At 70.6% G+C, this 23353-nt stretch carries 15 protein-coding genes; 5 read left to right on the top strand and 10 right to left on the bottom strand.

What is annotated here, in order from left to right; translation table 11 throughout:
• From ACTIGN_RS03490 to ychF, 3 genes are all read left to right on the top strand, one after another.
• A partial coding sequence (locus ACTIGN_RS03490; RefSeq protein WP_439621353.1) for a response regulator occupies nucleotides 1–3761 on the top strand: 3761 nt, incomplete at its 5' end.
• A 47-nt stretch (nucleotides 3762–3808) separates the two neighbouring features.
• On the top strand, nucleotides 3809–6022 hold the full coding sequence (locus tag ACTIGN_RS03485) for a response regulator (RefSeq protein ID WP_439621351.1): 2214 nt from the start codon (nucleotides 3809–3811) through the stop codon (nucleotides 6020–6022).
• 75 nt (nucleotides 6023–6097) lie between these two features.
• On the top strand, nucleotides 6098–7198 hold the full coding sequence (ychF, locus tag ACTIGN_RS03480; RefSeq protein ID WP_439621349.1) for a redox-regulated ATPase YchF: 1101 nt from the start codon (nucleotides 6098–6100) through the stop codon (nucleotides 7196–7198).
• A 38-nt stretch (nucleotides 7199–7236) separates the two neighbouring features.
• Here ychF and ACTIGN_RS03475 read toward each other — a convergent pair whose 3' ends face one another.
• The 6 genes from ACTIGN_RS03475 to ACTIGN_RS03450 all read right to left on the bottom strand — a co-directional run bounded on the left by ACTIGN_RS03475 (nucleotide 7237) and on the right by ACTIGN_RS03450 (nucleotide 17396).
• Nucleotides 7237–7749: a TIGR03067 domain-containing protein gene (locus tag ACTIGN_RS03475; RefSeq protein ID WP_439621348.1), complete on the bottom strand. Its 513-nt coding sequence runs from the start codon at nucleotides 7747–7749 to the stop codon at nucleotides 7237–7239.
• Between the two features lie 114 nt (nucleotides 7750–7863).
• Nucleotides 7864–8490 carry a DNA-3-methyladenine glycosylase family protein gene (locus tag ACTIGN_RS03470; protein ID WP_439621346.1) on the bottom strand — a complete coding sequence of 209 codons (627 nt, stop codon included), beginning with the start codon at nucleotides 8488–8490 and terminating at the stop codon, nucleotides 7864–7866.
• Nucleotides 8491–8576: 86 nt separating this feature from the next.
• The gene (locus ACTIGN_RS03465; protein ID WP_439621345.1) at nucleotides 8577–10313 is read right to left on the bottom strand and encodes a GDSL-type esterase/lipase family protein; all 1737 of its coding nucleotides are present in this window, start codon (nucleotides 10311–10313) and stop codon (nucleotides 8577–8579) included.
• A gap of 157 nt (nucleotides 10314–10470) precedes the next feature.
• Nucleotides 10471–12729, bottom strand: coding sequence for a site-2 protease family protein (locus ACTIGN_RS03460; RefSeq protein ID WP_439621343.1), 2259 nt, complete (start codon nucleotides 12727–12729; stop codon nucleotides 10471–10473).
• Between the two features lie 117 nt (nucleotides 12730–12846).
• Nucleotides 12847–15009, bottom strand: a complete 2163-nt coding sequence (locus tag ACTIGN_RS03455) for an HlyD family efflux transporter periplasmic adaptor subunit (RefSeq protein WP_439621341.1) — start codon at nucleotides 15007–15009, stop codon at nucleotides 12847–12849.
• A gap of 215 nt (nucleotides 15010–15224) precedes the next feature.
• Nucleotides 15225–17396 carry a hypothetical protein gene (locus tag ACTIGN_RS03450; RefSeq protein ID WP_439621339.1) on the bottom strand — a complete coding sequence of 724 codons (2172 nt, stop codon included), beginning with the start codon at nucleotides 17394–17396 and terminating at the stop codon, nucleotides 15225–15227.
• A gap of 260 nt (nucleotides 17397–17656) precedes the next feature.
• On the opposite strand from ACTIGN_RS03450, the gene ACTIGN_RS03445 reads away from it, so the two are divergent.
• Nucleotides 17657–18079 (top strand): Dabb family protein, encoded by a 423-nt coding sequence (locus ACTIGN_RS03445; protein ID WP_439621338.1) that lies wholly within the window; start codon nucleotides 17657–17659, stop codon nucleotides 18077–18079.
• Between the two features lie 211 nt (nucleotides 18080–18290).
• Here ACTIGN_RS03445 and ACTIGN_RS03440 read toward each other — a convergent pair whose 3' ends face one another.
• Both ACTIGN_RS03440 and ispE read right to left on the bottom strand, forming a co-directional pair.
• The gene (locus tag ACTIGN_RS03440; protein WP_439621336.1) at nucleotides 18291–18875 is read right to left on the bottom strand and encodes a septation protein SpoVG family protein; all 585 of its coding nucleotides are present in this window, start codon (nucleotides 18873–18875) and stop codon (nucleotides 18291–18293) included.
• A 12-nt stretch (nucleotides 18876–18887) separates the two neighbouring features.
• Nucleotides 18888–19823, bottom strand: coding sequence for a 4-(cytidine 5'-diphospho)-2-C-methyl-D-erythritol kinase (gene ispE, locus ACTIGN_RS03435; RefSeq protein WP_439621334.1), 936 nt, complete (start codon nucleotides 19821–19823; stop codon nucleotides 18888–18890).
• A 376-nt stretch (nucleotides 19824–20199) separates the two neighbouring features.
• Between ispE and ACTIGN_RS03430 the strand changes: the two genes are divergently transcribed.
• Complete coding sequence (locus ACTIGN_RS03430; protein WP_439621332.1) at nucleotides 20200–21294, top strand: hypothetical protein; 1095 nt, start codon at nucleotides 20200–20202, stop codon at nucleotides 21292–21294.
• A 63-nt stretch (nucleotides 21295–21357) separates the two neighbouring features.
• On the opposite strand, the gene ACTIGN_RS03425 is transcribed toward ACTIGN_RS03430, so the two are convergent.
• Nucleotides 21358–22230 carry an RluA family pseudouridine synthase gene (locus ACTIGN_RS03425; protein ID WP_439621330.1) on the bottom strand — a complete coding sequence of 291 codons (873 nt, stop codon included), beginning with the start codon at nucleotides 22228–22230 and terminating at the stop codon, nucleotides 21358–21360.
• Nucleotides 22231–22366: 136 nt separating this feature from the next.
• Nucleotides 22367–23191, bottom strand: a complete 825-nt coding sequence (locus ACTIGN_RS03420; protein ID WP_439621328.1) for a class I SAM-dependent methyltransferase — start codon at nucleotides 23189–23191, stop codon at nucleotides 22367–22369.
• Between the last annotated feature and the right edge of the window lie 162 nt (nucleotides 23192–23353).

Raw genomic sequence — 23353 nt, 5'->3', positions numbered from 1 at the left:
CCCGGAACCTGACGAGTCAGGTGCGCAACATCGCCGACGTGACCAAGGCCGTCGCCGCCGGCGACCTGTCGCAGAAGATCACCGTCGACGTCCGCGGGGAAATTCTGGAGCTGAAGAACACCGTCAACACGATGGTCGACCAGTTGCGGTCGTTCGCGTCGGAGGTGACCCGCGTCGCGCGCGAGGTGGGCACCGAGGGCAAGCTCGGCGGCCAGGCCGACGTCCGCGGCGTGGCCGGGACGTGGAAGGACCTGACCGACTCCGTGAACTTCATGGCCGGCAACCTGACGAGCCAGGTGCGCAACATCGCCGACGTGACCAAGGCCGTCGCGGCCGGCGACCTGTCGCGCAAGATCACCGTCGACGTCAAGGGCGAGATCCTGGAGCTGAAGAACACCGTCAACACGATGGTCGACCAGTTGCGGTCGTTCGCCGGCGAGGTGACCCGCGTGGCCCGCGAAGTGGGCACCGAAGGCAAGCTCGGCGGCCAGGCCCAGGTCGAAGGGGTCGCCGGGACGTGGAAGGACCTGACCGACTCCGTGAACAGCATGGCCGGCAACCTCACGGCCCAGGTCCGCGGCATCGCGAAGGTCGTGACCGCCGTGGCCAACGGCGACCTCCAGCGGAAGCTCACCGTCGCGGCGAAGGGCGAGATCGCCGAACTCGCCGAGACGATCAACGAGATGATCGACACCCTCGCGACGTTCGCCGACCAGGTCACCACGGTGGCCCGCGAGGTCGGCGTCGAGGGGCAGCTCGGCGGCCAGGCCAAGGTGCCCGGGGCGGCCGGCATCTGGAAGGCGCTCACGGAGAACGTGAACCAGCTCGCCGCGAACCTGACGACGCAGGTGCGGGCCATCGCCGAGGTCGCCACCGCGGTGACCAAGGGCGACCTGACCCGGTCCATCACGGTCGAGGCGCAGGGCGAGGTCGCGGCCCTGTCGAACACGATCAACGAGATGATCCGCAACCTCCGCGACACGACCCAGAAGAACACCGAGCAGGACTGGCTCAAGACGAACCTCGCGAAGTTCAGCCGCATGCTCCAGGGCCAGCGGGACCTCACGAACGTGGGCCGCATGGTGCTCTCGGAGCTGTGCCCGGTGGTCACCGCCCAGCACGCCGAGTTCTACGTGTTCGACGGCACCCGGGACGCCGGGCAGCTCACCCTGCTGGCGAGCTACGCGGCGGAGGGGCAGGGCGGGCTGGGCAAGCGGATCGGGCTGGGCGAGGGGATCGTCGGCCAGTGCGCGCTGGAGAAGCGGCCGATCCTGCTCGACAACCTGCCGCACGGGTACATCCGCATCTCGTCGGCGCTCGGCTCGGCGCACCCCCGCAGCGTGCTGGTGCTCCCGCTCATCTTCGAGGGCCAGGTCCGCGGGGTGCTCGAGCTCGCCTCGCTCGGCGGGTTCAACAGCTCGCACCAGGCGTTCCTCGAGCAGCTCACCGAGTCCATCGGCATCGTGCTCAACACGATCGAGGCGAACATGCGGACCGAGGGGCTGCTCAAGCAGTCCCAGTCGCTCGCGCACCAGCTCCAGACCCGGCAGCAGGAGCTCCAGAACACCAACGAGGAGCTGCAGGAGAAGGCCCGGCTGCTCGCCCACCAGAACCAGGAGGTCGAGCGGAAGAACCAGGAGGTCGAGCAGGCCCGGCAGGAGCTGGAGAACAAGGCCAAGCAGCTCGCGCTCACGAGCAAGTACAAGTCCGAGTTCCTCGCGAACATGAGCCACGAGCTGCGGACCCCGCTCAACAGCCTGCTCATCCTGTCGGACCAGCTCTCGAAGAACCACGACGGGAACCTGACCGGCAAGCAGCAGGAGTTCGCCAAGACGATCCACTCGTCGGGCAACGACCTGCTCATGCTCATCAACGACATCCTGGACCTGTCGAAGATCGAGTCGGGCACCGTGGCCGTCGACGCCGGCGACCTGCGGCTCGACGACCTCCAGGGGTACGTCGAGCGCACGTTCCGGCACGTCGCGGAGAACAAGAACCTCGCGTTCATCACCCGGTTCGACCCGCGGCTCCCGCGGTCCATCTACACGGACGCGAAGCGGCTCCAGCAGATCATCAAGAACCTGCTCTCGAACGCGTTCAAGTTCACGCACCACGGGCACGTGACGCTGTCGGTCGAGCCGGTCGCGGGCGGGTGGGCCCGGGAGAACGAGGAGCTGAACCGGGCGGCCGAGGTGCTGTGCTTCGCGGTGTCGGACACGGGCATCGGGATCCCGGCCGACAAGCAGCAGATCATCTTCGAGGCGTTCCAGCAGGCCGACGGCTCGACCAGCCGCAAGTACGGCGGGACCGGCCTGGGCCTGGCCATCAGCCGCGAGCTGTCGCGGCTCCTGTCCGGCGAGATCCGGCTCGTGTCCGCGCCGGGCGGCGGGAGCACGTTCAACCTGTACCTGCCGACGGCGTACGCCCCGACCCGGCTGAACCGCAAGGGGGTCGCGGCGGCCGAGGCCCCGGCGGCGCTCCCGGCCCGGCCGGCCCCGGAGCCCGAGCCCGAGGACGCGGGCCAGGCGGTCAACGAGTTCGGGGACGACCGGAACGAGATCCACGCCGGGGACCGGGTGCTGCTGATCGTCGAGAACGACCCCGGGTTCGCCCGGTTCCTGCTCGACGCGGCCCGGGAGAAGGGGCTCAAGGGGCTCGTCACGTCCCGCGGGGCCGCGGGGCTGGCCCTGGCCCGCGAGTACGACCCGGACGCGGTCACCCTCGACATCCACCTGCCGGACATCGACGGGTGGCGGGTGCTCGACCGGCTCAAGAAGGACGCGGTGACCCGGCACGTCCCGGTGTGCGTCGTCAGCACCGACGACGCGCGGGACCGGGCCCTGGCGTCCGGGTGCCTGGCGTTCCTGGCCAAGCCGATCCCGAGCCGCGAGGTCCTCGACCGGCTCCTCGACCACCTGACGGACTACCTTGCCCGCCCGGCCCGGCGGCTCCTGGTGGTCGAGCCGGACCCCGCGAAGCGGGAGCAGCTGCGGGCCCGGCTCACCGACCCCGAGGTGCTCGTCACCGCGGTGCCCGACGCGGCCGCGGCCCGCCGGGCGCTGGCCGAGCAGCCGACCGACTGCGTGGTCGCCGGCCCCGGGGCCGCCGGGCTCAGCGAGGCGTTCGCGCCGGGCGGGGCGTTCGGGGCCGACGCCCCGGCGCACCTCAGCACCCGGCTCCCGGTGCTCGTGTTCACCGACGGCCAGCCGGGCGACGAGGGCGCGGCGGACCCGTGGCGGCGGGCGGCCGAGGCGTGCACCGTGCGCCGGGTCCACTCGCCCGACGTGCTCATCGACCTGGCCACGTTCTACCTGCACCGGCCGTTCGCCAAGCTCCCCGAGGCCCAGCGGCTGCGGCTGGCCGAGCTGGACCGGACCGACAAGGTCCTGGCCGGCCGCAAGGTGCTGATCGTGGACGACGACATGCGGAACATCTTCGCGCTGTCGACGGTCCTGGAGGAGCACGACATGGTGATCGCCTCGGCCGACAACGGCCGCGACGCGATCACCATGCTCCAGGAGGACCCGGGGGTCGAGATCGTGCTCATGGACATCATGATGCCCGAGATGGACGGGATGGAGACCATGCGGGAGATCCGGAAGGTCCCGCGGCTCAAGAACCTGCCGATCGTCGCGGTGACCGCCAAGGCCATGAAGGGGGACCGGGAGAAGTGCATCGAGGCCGGCGCGTGGGACTACCTGTCCAAGCCCGTGGACCCGGAGCAGCTCCTCGCGGTGCTCCGGGCGTGGCTCCACCGGTGAGCCCCGCCCGCCCCGCCCCGCCCCCCACCGACCCGCGGCCGACGCCAATGACGAACGACGAGCCCACGAACATCCTGGTCGTCGACGACCTGCCCGAGAAGCTCCTCGTGTACCGCACGGTGCTCGAGGGGCTGGGCCAGAACATCGTCACCGCCGGGTCCGGCGAGGAGGCGCTCAAGGCGGTCCTGAAGCAGGACTTCGCCGTGATCCTGCTCGACGTCCAGATGCCGGGGATCGACGGGTTCGAGACCGCGTCGCTGATCCGCAAGCGGAAGCGGTCGGCGCACACCCCGATCATCTTCCTGACCGCGTTCGCCGACGAGGTCCGGGCCGCCGAGGGGTACGCCCAGGGGGCCGTCGACTACATCACCACCCCGATCGTCCCGGGCATCCTCCAGGCCAAGGTGCGGGTGTTCGCCGACCTGTACCGGATGGCCCAGCAGGTGAAGCGGCAGGCCGAGGAGCGGGTCGCGCTGGCCGAGGAGCGGATGAAGCGGGCGGCCGCGGAGGAGGCCAACCACCGGCTCGCGTTCCTGGCCGACGCGAGCAAGGCGCTGTCCCGGTCGCTCGACCCGGACGCGACGGCCCAGGCGCTCGCCCGCGTCGTCGTCCCCACCCTGGCCGACCTGGCCGGCCTGACCGTCGCCGGCGAGCCGGGACAGCCCTGGCGGACCGAACTGGCCTGGGTGTGCCCGCCCGAGACCGAGCTCAGGACCCGCTGGCTCACGGCGACCGAGGGCCCCTTCGACGCGCTCCGGGACGCCGTCGATCGCGCCCTCTCGGTGGGCCGCCCCGACCACCTCGACGGGCTGTCGATCGACTTCCCCGCGCTGCCGGGCCGCCCCCCGGAGGGGACGAAGATCCGGTCGGCCCTCGTGCTCCCGCTCGTCGCCCGAGGCCGCGCCCTCGGCGTGCTGACGCTGGCGTTCCTCGACCCGGCCCGGCGGGTCGGGCCGGCCGACAGGGCCACCGCGCAGGACCTCGCCTCCCGGGCCGCCGTCGCCCTGGACAACGCCCGGCTGTACCAGGAGGTGCAACTGGCCGACCGGCAGAAGAACGAGTTCCTCTCGATGCTCGCCCACGAGCTGCGGAACCCGCTGGCCCCGATCCGCAACGCCACCGTGGTCCTCGGCCGGCAGCCCCACGACGCCGACCGCGTGAGGTGGGCGCACGGGGTCATCGACCGGCAGCTCACGCACCTGATCCGCCTGGTGGACGACCTCCTCGACGTGTCCCGGATCACCCTCGGGAAGATCCGCCTCGCGGTCGAGCCGGTGGACCTCGACGCGGCCGTCGCCACCGCGGTCGAGGCCGCCCGCCCGCTCCTCGACCAGTTCGCGCACACGCTGGAGGTGAGGCCCCCCGCGGCCCCGGTCCGGGTCCACGGCGACCGGGCCCGGCTCACCCAGGTGTTCACCAACCTGCTCAACAACGCCGCCAAGTACACCGAGCGCGGCGGCCGCATCTGGCTGACCGTCGGGCTGGAGGGCCGGGACGCCGTCGTCCGCGTCCGCGACACGGGCGTCGGCATCTCGGCCGAGCTGCTCCCGACGGTGTTCGACCTGTTCACCCAGGCGAGCCGGTCCCTCGACCGGTCCCAGGGCGGGCTCGGGGTCGGGCTCACGCTGGTCCGCCGGCTCGTGGAGATGCACGGCGGCACGGTGCTGGCGCACAGCGAGGGGCTCGGCCGCGGGAGCGAGTTCGCCGTCCGCATCCCCGCGCTCGTCGGCGGCGACACGCCCCCCGGCCCGCGGGACGCCGCCCCGGGCGACGCGGCCGCGGGGGACGAGCGCCTGCGGGTGGTCGTCGTGGACGACAACGTGGACGGGGCCGACACGCTGGCCGACCTGCTCAAGCTCCTGGGCCACCAGGTCCGCACCGCCTACGACGGCCCCACCGGGATCGCGGCCGTCGGGGCGTTCGACCCGGACCTGGTGCTCCTCGACATCGGCCTGCCGGGGATGGACGGGTACGAGATCGCCCGCCGGCTCCGGGGCGCCGCGAACGGGTCGGGGCGGCCGGTCCTGATCGCGGTGAGCGGGTACGGCCAGGAGGCGGACCGCGGGCAGTCCCGGGCCGCGGGGTTCGCGCACCACTGCGTGAAGCCGGTCGAGTTCGAGGCGCTCCGCACGCTCCTCGCCACCATCCGCGGGGACCGCCCCGGCCCGGCCGCGCGCCCCCACGGCGACCGCGCCGCCGGGGAACACGGTCCGGCCCCGGCGGACCCGCCCTTGGCGACCGCGGCGCGGCCGATACCGTGACAGGGTGCCCGGTTCCCCGTCCGTGACCCGCCAGTCGGGTCGGGCGGGCCGGGCGACTTCTTTCGCGGAGTGGTGATGGGGTTCCAGTGCGGGATCGTCGGGCTGCCGAACGTGGGCAAGTCCACGCTGTTCAACGCGCTCCTTTCGACGATGCAGGCCCAGGCGGCGAACTACCCGTTCTGCACGATCGAGCCGAACGTCGGCCGGGTCGAGGTGCCGGACGAGCGGCTCGCGCGGCTCGCGGCCATCGCCGGGTCGGCCAAGCTCATCCCGACGCAGCTCGAGTTCATCGACATCGCCGGGCTGGTCCGCGGCGCGAGCAAGGGCGAGGGGAAGGGCAACCAGTTCCTGTCGCACATCCGCGAGGTGGACGCCATCCTATACGTCCTGCGGTGCTTCGAGGACACCGACATCGTCCACGTCGAGGGCCGCGTGGACCCGCTCCGGGACTCCGACACCGTCGAGACGGAACTGGTGCTGGCCGACCTGGAGAGCCTGGAGAAGCGGCTCCCGGCGCTGCAGAAGAAGGCCAAGGGCGGCGACAAGGACGCGGCCGAGCAGGTGGGGCTGATGGAGCGGGTGCTGGTGGCCCTCAACGCGAACCAGCCGGCCCGGTCCGTGGCGCCCAAGACCCCGGCCGAGCGGAAGCTCCTCGACCAGATGCAACTGCTGACGACCAAGCCGGTGATGTACGTGTGCAACGTGGACGAGGCCAGCGCCGCGACCGGCAACGCCCTGTCGGACCAGGTGCGGACCCTGGCCGCGGCCCGCGGCGCGCCGGTGGTGGTCGTGTCGGCCCGGATCGAGGCGGAGATCTCGATGCTGCCGACGGCCGAGGAGAAGAAGGAGTTCCTGGGGTCGCTCGGGCTGGAGGAGACGGGCCTGACGCGGGTCATCAAGGCCGGGTACCAGGTGCTGAACCTGGTGACGTACTTCACGGTCGGGCCGAAGGAGACCCGGGCGTGGACCATCACGGCCGGGATGCTGGCCCCGCAGGCCGCGGGGGTGATCCACACCGACTTTGAGAAGGGGTTCATCCGGGCCGAGACGATCGCGTACGCGGACTACGTGGAGCTGGGCGGCGAGGCCGGCGCGAAGAAGGCCGGCAAGTTCCGCCTGGAGGGGAAGGAGTACGCCGTGCAGGACGGCGACGTGCTCCACTTCCGGTTCGCGTGACCGGCGAGCGGCGGTAGGCCCGCGGCGACCCCGCGTGCCTACCGCCGCTCGCGGAGCACCTTCAGCACGACCAGCGTGCTCGGGGTGTCCTTGGTGGTCTTGAACTCCGTGGGCCGCTCGAACGTCATCTCCTCGAGCTCGACCCCTCCGCCCTTCGCGCCGTCGGCGGGTTTCTTCGGCCACCGTGTCTTCGAGGGCACCGAGCAGATCGTCAGCAGGTCCCCTTCGAGCTTGTAGATGCCCAGGTCGGTCACGCCCTCGCGGTCCGGATCGACCATGTCGATCTCGGCGGGCACCTTCGTGTTGTCGAGCTTGTACGGGGCGGTGGAGTACTTACGGCGGGTGAAGTTGTAGATGCCGATCTTGTCGGGGCGGATCGCCACCATGCGTTCGTTGTCGAGCAGCCCCTCCAGGAGCTTCTTGGGCAACTTCTCGCCCGCGACTTCGATTTCGGCGACAACGTACGTGCCCTCGATCTCGTTCCCGCGCTTGCAGCCGCACACCGCCGCGATCGCCGCCGCGAGGCACCCCACGACCACGTACCGACTCATGAGCACCTCTCCCGTAGCGCTGCTGTCAGCAACAGTGACGGACGATTCCGCGACCGTGTAGTTTAGCGGACGGTGTGCGGGTGGCGACGTTCGTGCGGCCCGATCACGGGGTTCTCATTTCTCCTCGCGGGGCAGTTCCAGGCTCCGCCACAGGTACCACGTCGCGACGCTGCGGTACGGCCGCCAGTGCTCGGTCAGCGCCGCGGCCTCGGCCGGCTTCGGGAGGTCCTTCAGGTTGAACGCGCGCTTCAGACCCACCTTCAGGCCGTAGTCCCCCACCGCGAGAACGTCGGGACGCCCGAGCCCGAAGATTAAAAACATGTCCGCCGACCACGGGCCGATGCCCTTGATCTGCGTGAGTTGTTCGTGGATCGTCGCCTCGTCGCGCTCCTCGATCCCCGGCAGGAATGTCGGGTTCGCCCTCACGTGGTCGACGACCGCGCGGAGCGTCCGGAGCTTCGCGCCGGAGATCCCGCACGCCCGGATCTGCTCGTCGGTGAGCTGCGCGACCTTCACCAGCGGCACCGGCGGCCCGCCGACGAGTGCCGCGAGCCGGCCGTAGATCGACGCCGCGGCCTTGGCCGAGATCTGTTGGCCGATCACCGCTCGCACCAGGAGCGTGAACGGGTCGGCCGGGTTCGGCGCGAGCGTACACGGCCCGACCGCCTTGATGATGACCTTCATCACCGGGCACCGCCGCGACAGGTGCCGCCGGACCTTCTGGTAGTATGGTATGGACATGCGGATAGTATATCGCACGCCCGCGGCCGGGCCACGGCGGCTGCGGTGTTGGGCCGCGGGGACAAGTCTCGTGGCCCGCCCCCGCGTCACTTCAGCCAGCGGTCGAACCAGGCGAGCACTTCCTTCCGCATCTCGGGCGTGTACGTGTGGCCGACGTCGGCGTAGCGGACGCTGCGGAACCGGTCCGGCTCGCCCGCGGCCTTGTACACGCCGCCCACCTTCCCCTCGATCACCTGGATCCCGTCGGCCGGGCTGCCCGCGTCGAGTTCGCCCGTCAGGAACAGCACCGGCCGCGGCGCGATCAGCGCGATCACGCCCTCCGAGTCGAAGCTCTTGAGCAGCCCGGTCACGAAGTAGTACGTCCCGTGCTGCCGCAGTTGCCCGTGGTGCAGCAAGTTCTCGTACCGCGTCAGGCACGCCACGCCGGCGGCGCACGCGACCCGGTCGTCGACGGCCGCGAGCCACCAACTGCGGGTGCTGCCCATGCTGATGCCGGTCGCGCCGATCTTCTTCGCGTCCACCTCGGGCCGGGTGCAGAGGTAGTCGAGCGCGACCTGATCGTCGCGGACGAACATGCCCCAGAGGGTGCGGCCGAACCACAGGTGGTACTTGTGGAGGCTGTCCTGCTGCTCGCGGGTCAGCTCGCGCGGCCCGGCCGGCCCCTGCCCGGCGCGGTCGCCGTACCACGCCGCGTCGGGCGCGAACACGACCCACCCGCGCTTCGCGAACGTGACGCCGAGCGGCTCCTCGCCGCCGTTCGTGTTCGGCTGGAGCAGTTGCGTGTGGTCGTAGCTCGACGAGTGCAGCCACAGGACCGCCGGGGCCGGGCCCTTCAGCCCGTCCGGGATGATCATCAGCGAAGACATGACGCCGTCGACTCCGTTGTCGATCCGGAGCCGCTCGACCCGGAAGCCCTGACGGATCTCGGCCGAGACGAGGTGGGCCTTCGGCTTCTCGGGCCGGGGCGGCAGGTCGCCGAGCGCCGCGACGACCTTGGCCCGCACGTCGGGCCGGCGCTTCTCCCACTCGTCCTTCGAGGCGGGCACCGCGAACTCGGGCACCCGCATCTTCTTGAACGCCTCGGGAACGAGCTTGTCCGCGGCGGCCTCGGCGTCCCGGTACGCCTTCACCGCCTCGGGGCCGCTCGCGGGTGCCCTCAGCACCGTGGGGTTCTTCAGCCCCAGTTGCCGCCGCACGCAGTCGGTGACGGCGTCGGCCAGCCGCTCCGACCCGGCCGGGGTGTAGTGCGTGCCGTCCTTGCCGATCAACGCGCCGGCCCCGCCGTCGCGGACGATGCGGTTCAGGTCGTCCACGGGGACGCCGAGTTCGAGCATCACCTTCACGGCCCGCTCGTTGTACGCGGTCACGTCCTTGTCGAACCTGTCGAAGTCGCCCTTCCGCTGCGCGTGGCGGTCGTCGAGGATCGGCGTCGTGGTCGCGAACACGATGTGCGGGGTCGCCTCCTTGAGCCGCGCGACGATGGCCCGCAGGTTCTTCTCGTAGTCGTCGATCGGCACCTGGTGGGCGTTCGCCTTCTTGCCGAACTTCAGGTCGTGCAGGCCGCAGTTGAAGTGGACCACGGTCGGCTTGACGCCTTCGATCCACGCGTCGAGGTTCTTGAGCGTGGTGGCCGTGTCGCCGCCGTTCTCCTTGTGGTGAACGACCTCGGCGGTTCCGTCGAGCTTCTTCGCCACGAGCGGCGCGTACCCGAGGCGGATCGAGTCGCCCAGCAGCAGGACGCGCGGCACCTCGGGCGGGGCCTTCGGGGGCTGAGCGAGAGCGACGGACGGCAGGAGAAGCAGCAGGGGGAGGGCCAGGCGCACGACACACCTCGGGGGCGTTGCCCCAAAAATTCGAAGCACGAAGCACGAAGCACGAAGCACGAAGCACGAAGCACGAAATCTGAAACACTGGCCAGAGGCTCTGGTCCGCGGCATTCTTTCGGATTTCGTGCTTCGAATTTCGGGGCAAGCCCCGGGATCAATACAGCCCGACATCCAGGGCGTTGGCGAGGGTCCGGCCGACCCACCACGCGGCGCTCCGCCACTTCGCGTGGACCTTCACGACGGCCAACTGGCCCGGGTCGATCGCGGCGTCGGGGTCGGTCAGTTCGACGTCCACGAGGTACACCTGGGCCAGCGGCTGGAGGACGTTCGGGTCGCCGCCGGGCTTCACGGCCAGCGGGCCGCCGCCGCGCTGGGTCAACTGGACCGGCACCGTCGCCGCGTTCTGCGCCGGGAGCCGGCGGACCGTGCCGCGGAACTCGCGGTCGGTCCGGCCCTTGACGAACACCGCCGCGCCCAGCTCGCCCCGCTCGGCGAGGTCGTCGCTGAGCAGCCGGAAGTCGGGCGGGGACACGGCGACGCGGACGATGAGCTTCGTGGGGTCGCCGACCGAGAACACGGGCGGCGCGTCGGCGAACCCGCGGTCGAACAGCTTGCCCCGCTCGTCCGGGGCCGGGCACGCGACCAGCACCCCGTCCCGCGGGGCCCGGAGCTTGCTGCTCGCCTCCCACCGGGCGGTGAGCCGGTCGAGGGTGAACTGCGCCGTGCTGGCCCGGAGCAGCGCCTGCTCGGCCTCGATCTTGTGCCGCTTGATGGCGCTCTCGTTCCCCTCGGACCGGGCGGTCGAGACCGCGGCCTCGTGGAGCTTCGACGACTGCCGCTGCCCGTCGCGGTACTTGGTCATCCGGTCGAGTTCGAGGTCCAGTTCGTCGCTCTGGAACACGCCCAGGGCCTGGCCCTTGCTGACCCGCGCCCCGGGGCGGACGCCCGGGGCCAGCTCGACGAGCCGGGCCGGCTCCTCGAGGGCGACGGCCTCGGACGCGCTCGGGTCGATCACGACCAGGCCCGTGTCGCGGACCCGGCTGACGGGCAGGGGCACGAGGAAGAACGCCGCGGCGAGGGCGGTGGCGACCGCAGCGGTGGTGTAGACGCGCGTGGCTTTCATGTCGGGCAGACGCCCCCGTTGGTGGATGCTCTTCCCGATCTTGTACACGGGAATCACGAACATGGACGCCAGCGACGCCAGGGCCAGCATCTGGCTGAGGATCTTGAGCCGCGGCCCGAGGAAGTCGGCCAGGAACCAGAGGATCCCGAACATCACGACCCACCGGTACACCCAGCTCCCGACCGCGTAGAGCACGAACAGCCACTTCCGCCACGGGGCCATGTACGCCTCGGGCGGCACCTCCACCCCCAGCGCCCGCGCCAGGAAGATGTTGTTGAGGAACTTGGTGGACTTCTCGCGGAGGTTCGGCACCTCGATCCAGTCGGCGAGCATGTAGTACCCGTCGAACTTCATCAGCGGGTTCGCGTTGAACATCACGGTCGAGACCGAGCACAGCACCATCACGCACAGGGCGATGTTGTTCACCACCGGGTACTGCGGGGTGTACCACCACACGAACGTGGCCGCGGCCGCGATCATCAGCTCCACGTAGATGCCCGCGAAGCTGATGATGATCCGCTTCCACTTGTCGGCGAGGGTCCAGGCGTCGGTCACGTTGCAGTACAGGGCCGGGCTCAGGCACATGAGCAGGATGCCCATCTCGTGGCTCTCGCCCCCGAACCCCTTGCACGAGAGCCCGTGCCCGAACTCGTGGATGATCTTCACCACCCCGAGCGAGATCCACATGTACAGCACCGAGTTCAGCGAGAAGAACTCCTGGTACGCCGGGAGCTTCGCGTTGAACGTGTCGAAGTGGAGCGTGACGTGGACCACGGCCGCCAGGATGAACAGCAGGCTCGCGACCATGAACCACGTCGTGAACACCCACGCCACGTACCCGAACATCCACGTCAGGATCCGGTCCGGGTCGAACACCGGGATCTTCAGGTACAGGATGTTCACCGCCGCGGTGAACCGCTTGAACCGCCGCTGCTTGGCCCGCCGCTCGAACAGGTGCTTCCCGGCCCCCTGCTGCTCGTGCTGGACCAGGCCGGCGGTCACCAGTTGGCGGGCGAACACCTCCAGGTCCTGGTACTCGAGCCGCTGGGGCGGGAACTCGGCCTCGAACCGGTCGCGGACCTGCTCCAGCGTGTGCTCGCCGTCGAACAGGCCGAACACGAAGTGCTCCTGCCGGTTGAACCGGTAGTACCGCAGGCACACCGGGTCCTTGACCACGTGGTACGTCTTCCCCTCGTACTTCTGCTCGAACGTCTGGAGGTCGGGCCGGACCTTCAGCCGCACCGACTTGCGGCGCTCGGCCGGGTCGTTCAGGTTCTCGGTCGCTTCCATGAGTGGGGAGTGGTCAGTGGGGAGTGGATGGTTGAAGAGCAAGGACCAGCGGGGGCGGGGGTCGGTCCGTACCGGTTCCCCGGTTCCGGGCCGACCCCGCCCACTTCCCACTGACCGCTACTTCTGGCCCGGGTTCACGATCACCGTGGCGGCGCTGCGGTCGAGCAGCCCGACGTCCGTGTTGCTCATCTCGACCCGCACGGTCACGAACCGCGGGTCGGTCGAGTCGATGTTGGTGACCCGGCCCTCGAGCTTCTTCGCCGGGCCGGCCGGGGGCGTCCACACGTGGACCGTGCCCGCGGCGGTGCCCACGACCAGGAACGGCGCGTCCTTGTGCGGGCTGAACGCCGCGCACGTGACCCCGACCCGCCCGGGGGTGATGAACCGCGCCACCTCGGACCCGCGGCCGCCGGCCCGCGGCGCGTGCCACACCTGCAGCCCGCCCTTCAGGTCGCCCTCGCCCCCGGCCGTCACGATCGAGTACGGCGACTTCTCGACCGGGCTGTTAGGGGTCACGTACTCCGGGCCGAACACCGCTAGGGTCGCGAACGCGACGCTCGGGCCGACGTTCGTGAGCTGCCCGGTCGTCTGCCCGTCGGCCAGGTTCACCAGGTCGATGCGGCTCTTGTCCTGGTCGAACAGGACGCGGCCCCCGTCCGGGCTCACGCCGAGGACGTCGACCGCGCCGGACCGGTGGTCGATGGTCCGGGCGACGTGCGCCCGCTCGGCCCCGACCCGCCACACCTTCAGCGTGCGGTCCTTCGAGGCGGTCACGAGCTGCGCCTGCGGGGTGAACGCGAGCGAGGTGATGCCGTCGCGGTGCGAGTCGGCCAGGGCGTACAGCTTCTTGCCGGCGTCGAGGTCCCAGATGAACACCTCGCGGCCCGCGGCCGTCGCGGCGTACTTCCCGTCCGGGCACACGGCCACGAACGTGACGCTCGACCCGTGCGCGTCGGCCGGCTCGCGGGTCGGCGCGGTCGGCAGCTTGGCCGGGTTCGCGAGGTCCCAGATGCGGACCTTTCCGTCGTCGCCGCCGGTGACCGCGAGAACCGACTTCAGGCCGGGCGGCGTGCAGGCGACGCACCGCACCGGGACCGGGTGCGGCAGGTTGGTCGGTGCCGGGGCGCGGCCGGCCTCGTCCTTCAGGTTCGGGTCCCACACGAGCGCCGAGCCGTCGAGCCCGGCCGACACGACCAGCGGGTGGGTTGCTGTGCCGGTCACGGCGATGCCGGCGACCTCCTGGCGGTGCCAGGCGTGCGACTTGACCGGCGCGCTGGGCAGCGCCGGCTCGACCGTCACCGGCATGTTCCGCTTCACCCGGCCGTAGTACTGCACGTCCAGGTTGCCCTCGAGGCGGACCTTCTCCGTGGATTGGATTTCGTAGATCTTCTCCCCGGCCCGGACGTACTCCCCCGGCCGCTTGGCGATGTTGCGGACGATCCCGTCGACCCGGCTCCGCACCCGGTGCCGGTGCATCATCACCACGGCCTCGTCGTGCTCCTGGTTCGCCTTGGCGATCGTGGACGACGACTGGGCGAGGTTCTCCAGGAATCGGGTGAGCGTGATCTGATCGTCGAGTTGCTCCTTGGGCGAAATGGCCGAGGGATTCTTCTGCCACAACTCCATCTTCTTCTCGGTGAACTTCACCCCGTCCTGGGCCGCCTTGATCCCCTGCATGGCCGCCTCCTTGATGAGGGCGGCCGACGACAGCTTGGTGCCCACGAGCGAGTCGTCCAGGACGCACAGGATCTGGTCGTCGCCGACCACGTCGCCCTCGCGGAGCTTGTAGTACGGCACCCACTTCTCGGGGTTGTCCTTGAGGGCGATCTTGTCGCGGGGGTTGAACTCGATCCGCGGGTGCGGGGCCTTGGGGTCGAACTTCGCCGGGTCGTGGGTGATGACGGTGCCGTCGTGCAGCTTGTACTCCCAGACGCCGTCGGCCCGCTTCTTCATCGGCGTGGCGATCAGCTCGATCTTGCCGTCGACCTCGGCCGACACGGTCTGCCGGTCCTCGAACTGCACGGTGCAGTTGGCGATGACGATGGGGTCGGTGCCGGGCGCAGCGGGCGAGTAGGCCGCGGCCGCGCCGGCGGGCTTGAACAGCGGGCTGCCGACGTCCGCCTTCGGGTCGTCGAGTTGCAGCGCCGACGAGGTGCGCGGCTGGGTTGAACCCTCGGTACTGCTCGGGTTCGGGGGGCTCGGGTCCTTCTTGCAGCCGACGATCGCGGCCGCGAGCACAACGGGAACGGCGAGCATCAGTGCGGAACGGGAACTGGGCACGGGTCGGTCCTCCGGTTGGGACGTGCGGGGTTGTAGTTCGGGTGCCGACGCGGTGCGAGGCGGGTCGCCCGACGGGCGGCGGGTTTGCCAGGAGAGTGTTGGGAGTGTTGGGTGTTGAGAGTGTTGGTGGTCCTGGTTCGGCCCGATAGTCGACCCGGCAAACCAGAGCGCACCTGTCCAAGAAACACACTCAACACCCAACACTCCCAACACTCTTAAAAGAAGAACACCACCTTCTCGTAGAACCACTCCCAGACGCCGTGGAACATGGAGTAGCCCAGGGCGTGGTCGCCGCAGCGGACGCGGGTGCGGACCTCGAGGCCGGTGGTGAACTGCCTCGGGTCGATCTTCCGGTCGGCCGGGAAGTCGTCGAGGTTGAGCTTCACGTAGGCGGTGACGACGGGCTCGGCCTCGTCGTTGTCGGTCTTGTTCGGAACGGCCTGGGCCGACACGTCGCTGCGGTACAGCCGGCCCAGGTAGCTCTGGTCGGGGAGGCTGGCCAGCAGCACGTCCACGTCCAGGTACTGCCTGCCGGTGCCGGGCTCGACCTTGCTGTACTCGGGGTCGGCGAACGCCCGCAGGATCTGGCCGATGTTCCGCTGCGGGATCTTCAGCTCGATCTGCCACGGCCCCTGGAGGTTGCCCAGGCGGAGCAGCTCCTGCTCGGGCTTCACGGTCTTGCCCAGCAGCCCCTCGCGGCGGTCATCGCTCAGCACGGTCCAGTGCGACGTGCCGACGGGCCGTCCGCGGGTCGGGTCGAACTCCGGGGCGAACGCCCGGAACCACCCGGGCCGGTACGCCGGGCGGCCGCCGTTGTACTGGCGGTCCAGCGACTCCATCACCGCCTTGGCCGAGTCCCGGTCGCTCTCCGCGCTCACCAGTTCCTTGCGGAGCGCGACCTTCTCGGACGCGTTCAACGTCGCGTCCTGGAGCTGCGGGGTGAGCACCTCGATGAGCCGCACGGAGAGCTCGTACTTGTCCTTCGCCTCGCCGTACTTGGACCCGAGCTCCGGGTCGTAGAGAGACACCAGCTCGAACCGGGGCGAGACCGTGTGGCCCGGCTGGGCGCGGATCTCGCGCACCACGCCGGTCCGGGGCGGGAACACCTGCGCGATCTCGACCGGCAGCAGTTGCCCCTTGGCCTCCATGCGGAGCGGGTAGGGGACGAGGACCATCGCCACGGTGACGACGAGGAGCAGCACGGCGACCGAGAGGCCGATGAACCGGGCCTTCCCGCCGACCCCCTCCTGGAGCTTGGCCAGCGGCCACCACAGGAACTTGAGCGGGACCCGGTGCATCTGGGCCGCGTTGTACAGCGCCGGGGCCGAGTGCCGGGCGATCACGTCGAGCCGCTGGACGATCGGCTCCGTGTTCTCCGGCGGGTTGAAGCTCTCCAGGAGCACGACGGACCGGGCCGGCCGGGTCGCGTCCTTCTCCCGCTCGTCGCGGATCGGCTGGACGACCAGGAGCTTGGGCTGGCTCTCGTGGAGGTACTCGTCGAGCGACTCGGCGACGGCCGGCGGGAGCCCGGCGTCCTTCGAGCCCTTGAACACGAGCGGCTCGCCCCACTGGAGGACTGCCTCCATGAGGTGCCGCATCCGGCGGACGTGGGTGCTGGCCTTCTCGACCACGTCGGCCCCGGACACGGCCTCGACCGTCACCTTGGAGCGGGCGTGGCGGACGCCGACGCACAGCCGGTCGCACTCGATGAGCTTCCGGCCCTCGTTGGCGACGTGGTACGCGACCTCGGTCGGGTTCAGCGTGCTGTGGACGAGCCGGGCGAACGCCTCGATCTGCACGAACGTCCGCTCGGTGCCGGACCCGGACCGGGCGGTGATGAACTGGTGGTACTGGCTCGCGTACCCGGCCATCTGGAAGGCGTAGTTCAGGAACGCCGGGTACATCCGCGGGTCGTGGCTGGGGTTCTGGAACACCTCCAGCACGCCGAGCGACTGCTTGTCGGCGGTGACGATCGGGGCGAACAGCGCGAAGTGGTCGGTGAGGTTCGCGGGGGGCACGGCCCCGGGCTCGCCCGGGCCCGGGGCGAGGCGGCCGTTGGGCTCCAGGATCACCGGCCGCGGGGGCGCGGCCTGGAACACCTGGCGGAGCACCTCGTTGTGGCACTGGCGGCCGCCGCGCTTGGCGTCGAGCCCGACCTTGTCGAGGTTCAGTTGGCACGCGACCTGGAGGAACCCCTGCGGGGTCCGGAGCCACACGGCCCCGGCCGGGGCCTCGATGGCCGCGAGGGCGCGGTTCAGGAACTGCTCGTAGAACTCGGTCGGGGCGAGGTTCGAGCCCGCCAGCTTGGCGGCCGCCTCGAACGCCTCCTCGATCTGGCGACCGTAACGGTTCTTGTCGTCGGACGACCCAATCGGGGTGGCGCTCACGGGCGGTATCCTCGGAGAGGCGCAGAGATTGCAAGTGCAATCATACCGCCCGGTGGGGCGGTGGGACAAGTTCGCTCGCGTCGGGAAGACCGTTTCGAGCGAATCCCGGGCACTTGTTAGTTTGGGTACTTTAGCGACGGGCGGCGCGCCGGGCGCGAGCGGGACCGGCCCCGCGATCAACACGCGGCCGGTCGCGGGGCGGACCCAGTATCATCTCTTATACGGTTCCAACCCGTTGTTCGGTCACCCGGAGAAGTGAAATGGTTCGTCTCGCTCTGGCCGGCGTCGTCGCCGCGGCCCTGCTCGCGTCGCAGTTCGGCGCGGCCGGCAAGGAAGACAAGAAAAAGGCCGGCGGCCCGCTGATCGGCCACATGGTGTACTTCAAGTTGAAGGACGCGACCCCGGAGGGCCGGGCGAAGCTCGTGGCCGCGTGCGACAAGTACCTCGCGAACCACGACGGCGTCGTGCTCTACTCGGCCGGCGTGCTGGGCGAGTCGTACAAGCGCGAGGTGAACGATCGCGACTGGGACGTGGCGCTGCACCTCGTGTTCGCCGACAAGGCGGCCCACGACAAGTACCAGGACCACCCCGAGCACCTGAAGTTCATCGACGAGAACAAGGCGACCTGGGGCAAGGTCCGCGTGTTCGACTCCGAGCTCGCCGACATCAAGACGAAGAAGTAGTTTCGAGATACGCAGTTGCGGCGTTGGAATCCCAGTGCTTCCGCACCGGGCTAAGAACGCCGGCCCCTCCGGGGCGGGAGCAAGAAACAACCGGGGGGCACGTTCTCTTCACCCCCGTAGGGGGTCGACGCTTGTAGCCCGGTGCGGAAGTTCTGGGACAGGTTTCGAGTTCAAGGTTCAAGGTACCTTGAACTCGAAACGTTGAACTCGGCTACCCGATCCCCGCGCCGAAGTCGTCGCCGACCTTGGCGGCCGCCCGGGGGGCGGGGGCGTCCGCGTGGAAGTGGGTGCCCTTGGGGGCCGGGTGCGGGGCGTGCGCCCGGACGCCCTTGCCCATCTCGGAGACCACCGCGCCGTAGCTGACCGGCACGTCGTCGGTGTCGTAGTCGTAGTCGTCGTAGGTGCAGACGTACCCGGGCATCTTGGCCCGCTCCCGCTCCTCGGCGAACGCCTTGATGACGGCCCCCTGGATCTGCTCCCGGGCGGCCGAGTGGATCGGGTGCGCGATGTCGGCGTGCAGCTTGGCCCGGCCGTCGACGTCCCGCATGGCCCGGGTCTCGTCGAGCCGGCACCCGCACGCGTTGCAGAACCGGGCCCGCAGGTGGTTCTTGCACGAGCACTTGGTGCAGCGATCCGTGAGCTTCCGGCTCGGCATCGCCACGAACATTCCCTTCGTCCCCTCGATGATCTTCAGGTCCCGGACCACGAAGGCGTTGTCGAAGGTGACCGAGCAGAACGCGAGCAGCCGCTCGCTGTTCGCCTCGCAGAGCTTGATGCGGACTTCCGTGATGACCACCGCGCTTCTCCTTCATGCGGGATCGGGGGCAACACTGCGAACCACGTACACACGAGAACCCTGGTCCGGCTCGGCCCGGCGGTAGGCGGCCGCGACGCGGCCCGCCTCCGCCCGGTCGCGGCACGCGGCGAACACCGCCGACCCGCTCCCGGACATCCGCGCCCCGCACGGGGAGACCCCGGCGAGCCGCTCGCGAACTTGTTCCACCACCGGCGACAGGGCGAAGGCCGGCTCCTCGAGGCGGTTGAACAGGGCGCGGCCGACCGCCACCGGGTCGCCCGCCCGGACCGCCGCCCGCACCGCACCGCCCCCGACCGGCGAGGTCGGAACGGTGAGCCGCCGGTACACGTCGGCCGTCGCCAGCCCGACCGGCGGGCACACGACCACGAAGTCGAGGGGCTTTCCGACCGGCTCGGGCGTCACCACCTCGCCGCGCCCGACGCACCACCCGGCCGGCGGGGCCAGGAAGAAGGCCACGTCCGACCCGATGGACGCCGCAATAACCGCGAGTTCGTCCCGTGTCAGCGCCAGTTTCCAGATCCGGTTCAAGGCCACGAGCGCCAGTGCCGCGTCGCTCGACCCGCCGGCCAGCCCGGCCTGCGTCGGGATCCGCTTCGTGAGCCGGATCGCCGCGCCGAGGTCGGCCCGCCCGGCGAGGGCCCTGAGCGCCTCGGCCGCCTTCACCACGAGGTTGGAGCCGTCGGTGGGGACGCCGGGGGCGTCGCAGGAGAGCGCGATCATGCCCGACGGATCGGCCCGGACCTCCAGCGTGTCGAACAGGTCGACGGCGACCATGAGCGACTCGAGCTCGTGGAACCCGTCGGGCCGCTTGCGGAGGATTTCGAGGAATAGGTTGAGTTTGGCCGGCGCGGCCACGACAATGGCACCTGCACCGGCGTGGGACGCCGTGTAGACCGCGATCGGGTCCGGTGCGCCGGGGCGGGTCATGGTGCGAATCGGGAGCGGCTCGCCGGTGGCGGGGCGTCCCATCCTTGGGTGCGGTGTCGGAGTCATTCCCGGTGGCCGGTGAACTGAGTGGCAAGGTTAAGCGAAGATGCGGGGCCGGTCAAGCGAGCCCTGTGAAAAATCCGTGCCCGCGGCCGGTGCGAACCTCCTGAAGAGAGCAACCAGCGGCCGTTCGGGCCGGCGGCGGGGCCGGAGCCACGCCGCATCGGCCCGCTCCGGAAGCAGTTGCGGGTGACGGCCGGGTGCCGGGCCGCACGGGCGGCGGCCAAAATTTGTTGTTCGGGGTTCTGTTTTGTGCCGGCAAGGGAATCGCGTTCTAAGCTAGAAGACAGCGCCATCTTACGCAGGGTGACATCGTATGCTGCCGCAACGTCCCTCCGGCGGGTACTCCACCGGACAGGGTCCAAAATCCGGAATCCTTTCCACCGGCGGCGGGCAGTCGTTCGAGGCGGTCAAGATCAAGGTTTTGGCCAAGCTCGAAGACCGGATGGACCCGAGCACGTCGAAGCGGATGCCGGTCTCGCTCCTGCGCCAGAGCCTGCGGACCTACGCCGAACAGATCGCCGAGCAGGAGGGCCGCGCCCTCCAGAAGGCGGACCGCGAGCGGCTCGTCGACGAGGTGCTCGCCGAGCTGCTCGGGTACGGCCCGCTCGAGGAGCTGTTCAACGACCCGACGGTCCGCGAGGTGATGGTGTGCGGCCCGCACGCCGTCATCGTCCGCCGCGACCACGGCGGATGGATCCCGTGCCACGTCCGGTTCCGCGACGACGACCACCTGAACGCCGCCCTCGACCGGCTCGCGACGCACGCTGACCAGGTCGGCGGCATCACCACCAGCGTCAACACCTTCGACCTGAAGCTCCCGAACGGGTTCCGGGCGCTCGCGGTCCTGCCGCCGCCGGCCCTCGGGGTGCCGCCGACCGTGGCGTTCGTCCGCGTCGAGACCCCGCCGCCCGGCACCCCGGCCGGGTCGGGCGTCACCACGGCCCCCGCGTCCTCGACCAACCTGCCGCGGACGGCGGTTCCGGCCCCCGCGTCCTCGACGAACCTGCCCCGGCCCTCCGCGTCCGGCTCGATCGGGAACCCGCCGCGGGTGGTGCCGAGCGGATCACCGTCCGGCTCGGGCTCGACGGGCGCCAACGTCCGGCCGCCGTCCGACTCGCCCGCGACCACCCCGCCGCGCCGCGGGAGCGACGCCATCGCCACGCCGGGGCCGCGGAGTATCCCCGACACCACCGAGATGCTGACGAAGCACCGCAACCGCATCATCGAGCGGCTGATCTCGAAGCTCGCCAGCCTCGGCGTGTACGACCTCCAGCGGGTCGACATCAACGAGATGCGGAAGGTCGTGGCCGCCTACGTCAGCGAGTACGTCCTCGCCGAGAAGATCTTCCTCAGCGACTCCGATCAGAGCCGACTCATCCTCGAGATCCTCACCGCGATGCAGCGGTAGCGGCCGGTCGCGAACGATCCAGGGCGGGGCAGGTGGAAGCGCCTGTCCCGCTTTTTTGCGCCCTCACGGCCCGCCGGCCACGCGCCGCAGCGGCCCCGGGAACGGCGCCTCTCCCTCGACCCGCTCGCCCGTGACCGGGTGGTCGAACGCAAGCTTCCAGGCGTGCAGCGCGAGCCGCCCCGCCGGGTTCGTTGTCGCGCCGTACACGGAGTCCCCGGTGACCGGGCACCCGAGCCCCGCGAGGTGGACGCGGATCTGGTGCTTGCGGCCCGTCTCGATCGCCACCTCGACCAGCGAGTACCCGCCCCGCGACGCGAGCACCGTGTACCGCGACACGGCGCGCTTCCCCTCGTCGCTGGGGCGCGCGCTCGCCCGCACCCGCAGGTCGCGGCCCTCGGTCAGGTAGTTCTCGATGACCCCTTCCTCAGCGGGCGGCCGGCCCTCGACCACCGCGAGGTACGATTTCGCGACCGCGTCCCAGTTGGTCTGGAGCGCGTCGCGGGCCTCGGCGGTGCGGGCGAAGAGGAGCAGGCCGCTCGTGTCGCGGTCGAGCCGGTGGACGACGAACGGCCGGCCCTTCCGGGCCGCCGCGAGGTGCCCGCTGAGCCGCACGAACGCGGTGTCGAGCTTCTCGGTTTCGGTGGCGACGGTGAGCAGCCCCGGCGGCTTGTCGATTACGACGACCGCGTCATCCTCGTGAACGACCGCGAACCCCAGGCGGTCCGCAGCGGGTGCGGCCGCGTCGCGGGCCACGGCCACGCGGTCGCCGGGCCGCACGGGGTGGTCGTGCCGCGTGACCGGGGTGCCGTTCACGCGGACCCGGCCGGACCGCAGCACCTCCTTGACGCGGGTGCGGTTCATCGGCGCGAGCGCGACCAGGAGCCAGTCGAGGAGCCGGCCCTCGGCGGTCGGTGCGGGAAGCTCGCGGTCGGCCATGCGAATCACCTCGCACCGGATCACGTGCGTCTGTTTCTGTCTGGTGGGGCAGGCATTCTTGCCTGCCTCCAGTCGCGTCGGGAGGCAGGCAAGAATGCCTGCCCCACCAACAGCAACTGATCCACGCTTTCCGCGGTCACGCCTCGCAGACGACGCGGAACATGCCCCACACGCCGGGGTGCGGGCCGGGGAGCAGCGCCCGCAACTGCCGCTGCTGCTCGGCGTTCTCCGCGGCCGAGAGGATGCCGTAGCTCTCGAGCGGGCCGCGGACCTCGTCGTAGAACATCAGCATGTTCTCGATCACCAGTGCGTCCGACGGGAACTCGTGCCACTCCTCGCGCACGTTCCGGTAGCCGGCGGCGGCGAGCGAACGCGCCAGCGTGGCCCCGACCGCGGGCGAGATCCGCCGGGCCAGGTACAGGTCGTTGAGCGCCGTGGCCCAGACCCGCAGCGCCGCGTACTCGGGGTGCCCGGTCGCTTCGAGGTGCGCGAGGCGGGCGAGCGGGCTGCGGAAGTCCGGCTCCAGGAACCCGACCCGCGTCCCGGTGCGGAGCGCCGGCCGCAACCGGCCCAGCAGGTACTCGGCCATCGGGACGTGGTGCAGCACCGCCCGGCCGACGACGACATCGGCCCCGTCGAGCCACGCGCCGGGCTGCGAGACATCGGCCGCAACGAACTCGACCTTCTCGGCCCCGTTCCCGGCGAGGTTCTTGGCCGCCTGTTCGAGCAGGCCGGCGGACGAGTCGACGGCCCGAACGCTCCCGCCGGCCCCGAGCCGCGCCGCGATGCGCCGGGTCAGCCCGCCCGGCCCGCAGCCGAGTTCGACGACGCGGTCGGTCGGTCGCAGCGCGAGCGCGTCGAGCAACTGTTCGGACGGCACCTCGAAGTGCCGGTCCTGCAGTTCGAGTCGCCGGGCCGCGCTCGCGGACTGGCCGAGGATGTAGCCCGCGGGCTCGCTCATCGTGTGCCTCCGGGGTCGGGGGAATCAACCGGCCGCGCGCCGCAGAGTCAGGGTATTGCTCTGTCGAAATCCTGTCGAGAACCGCTGGGGTGGTTGGCGGGCCGCCACGGAGGGCGGCCCCTACCAGACGGTTCGCATTTGGTTCGTAGGGGCCGCCCTCCG

Origin of the sequence: Gemmata sp. (assembly GCF_051859125.1) — a bacterium.
Classification (GTDB): Bacteria; Planctomycetota; Planctomycetia; order Gemmatales; family Gemmataceae; genus Gemmata.
The sequence above is the reverse complement of the archived record's forward strand: the minus strand, read 5'-3'. Positions and strand labels throughout refer to the sequence as shown.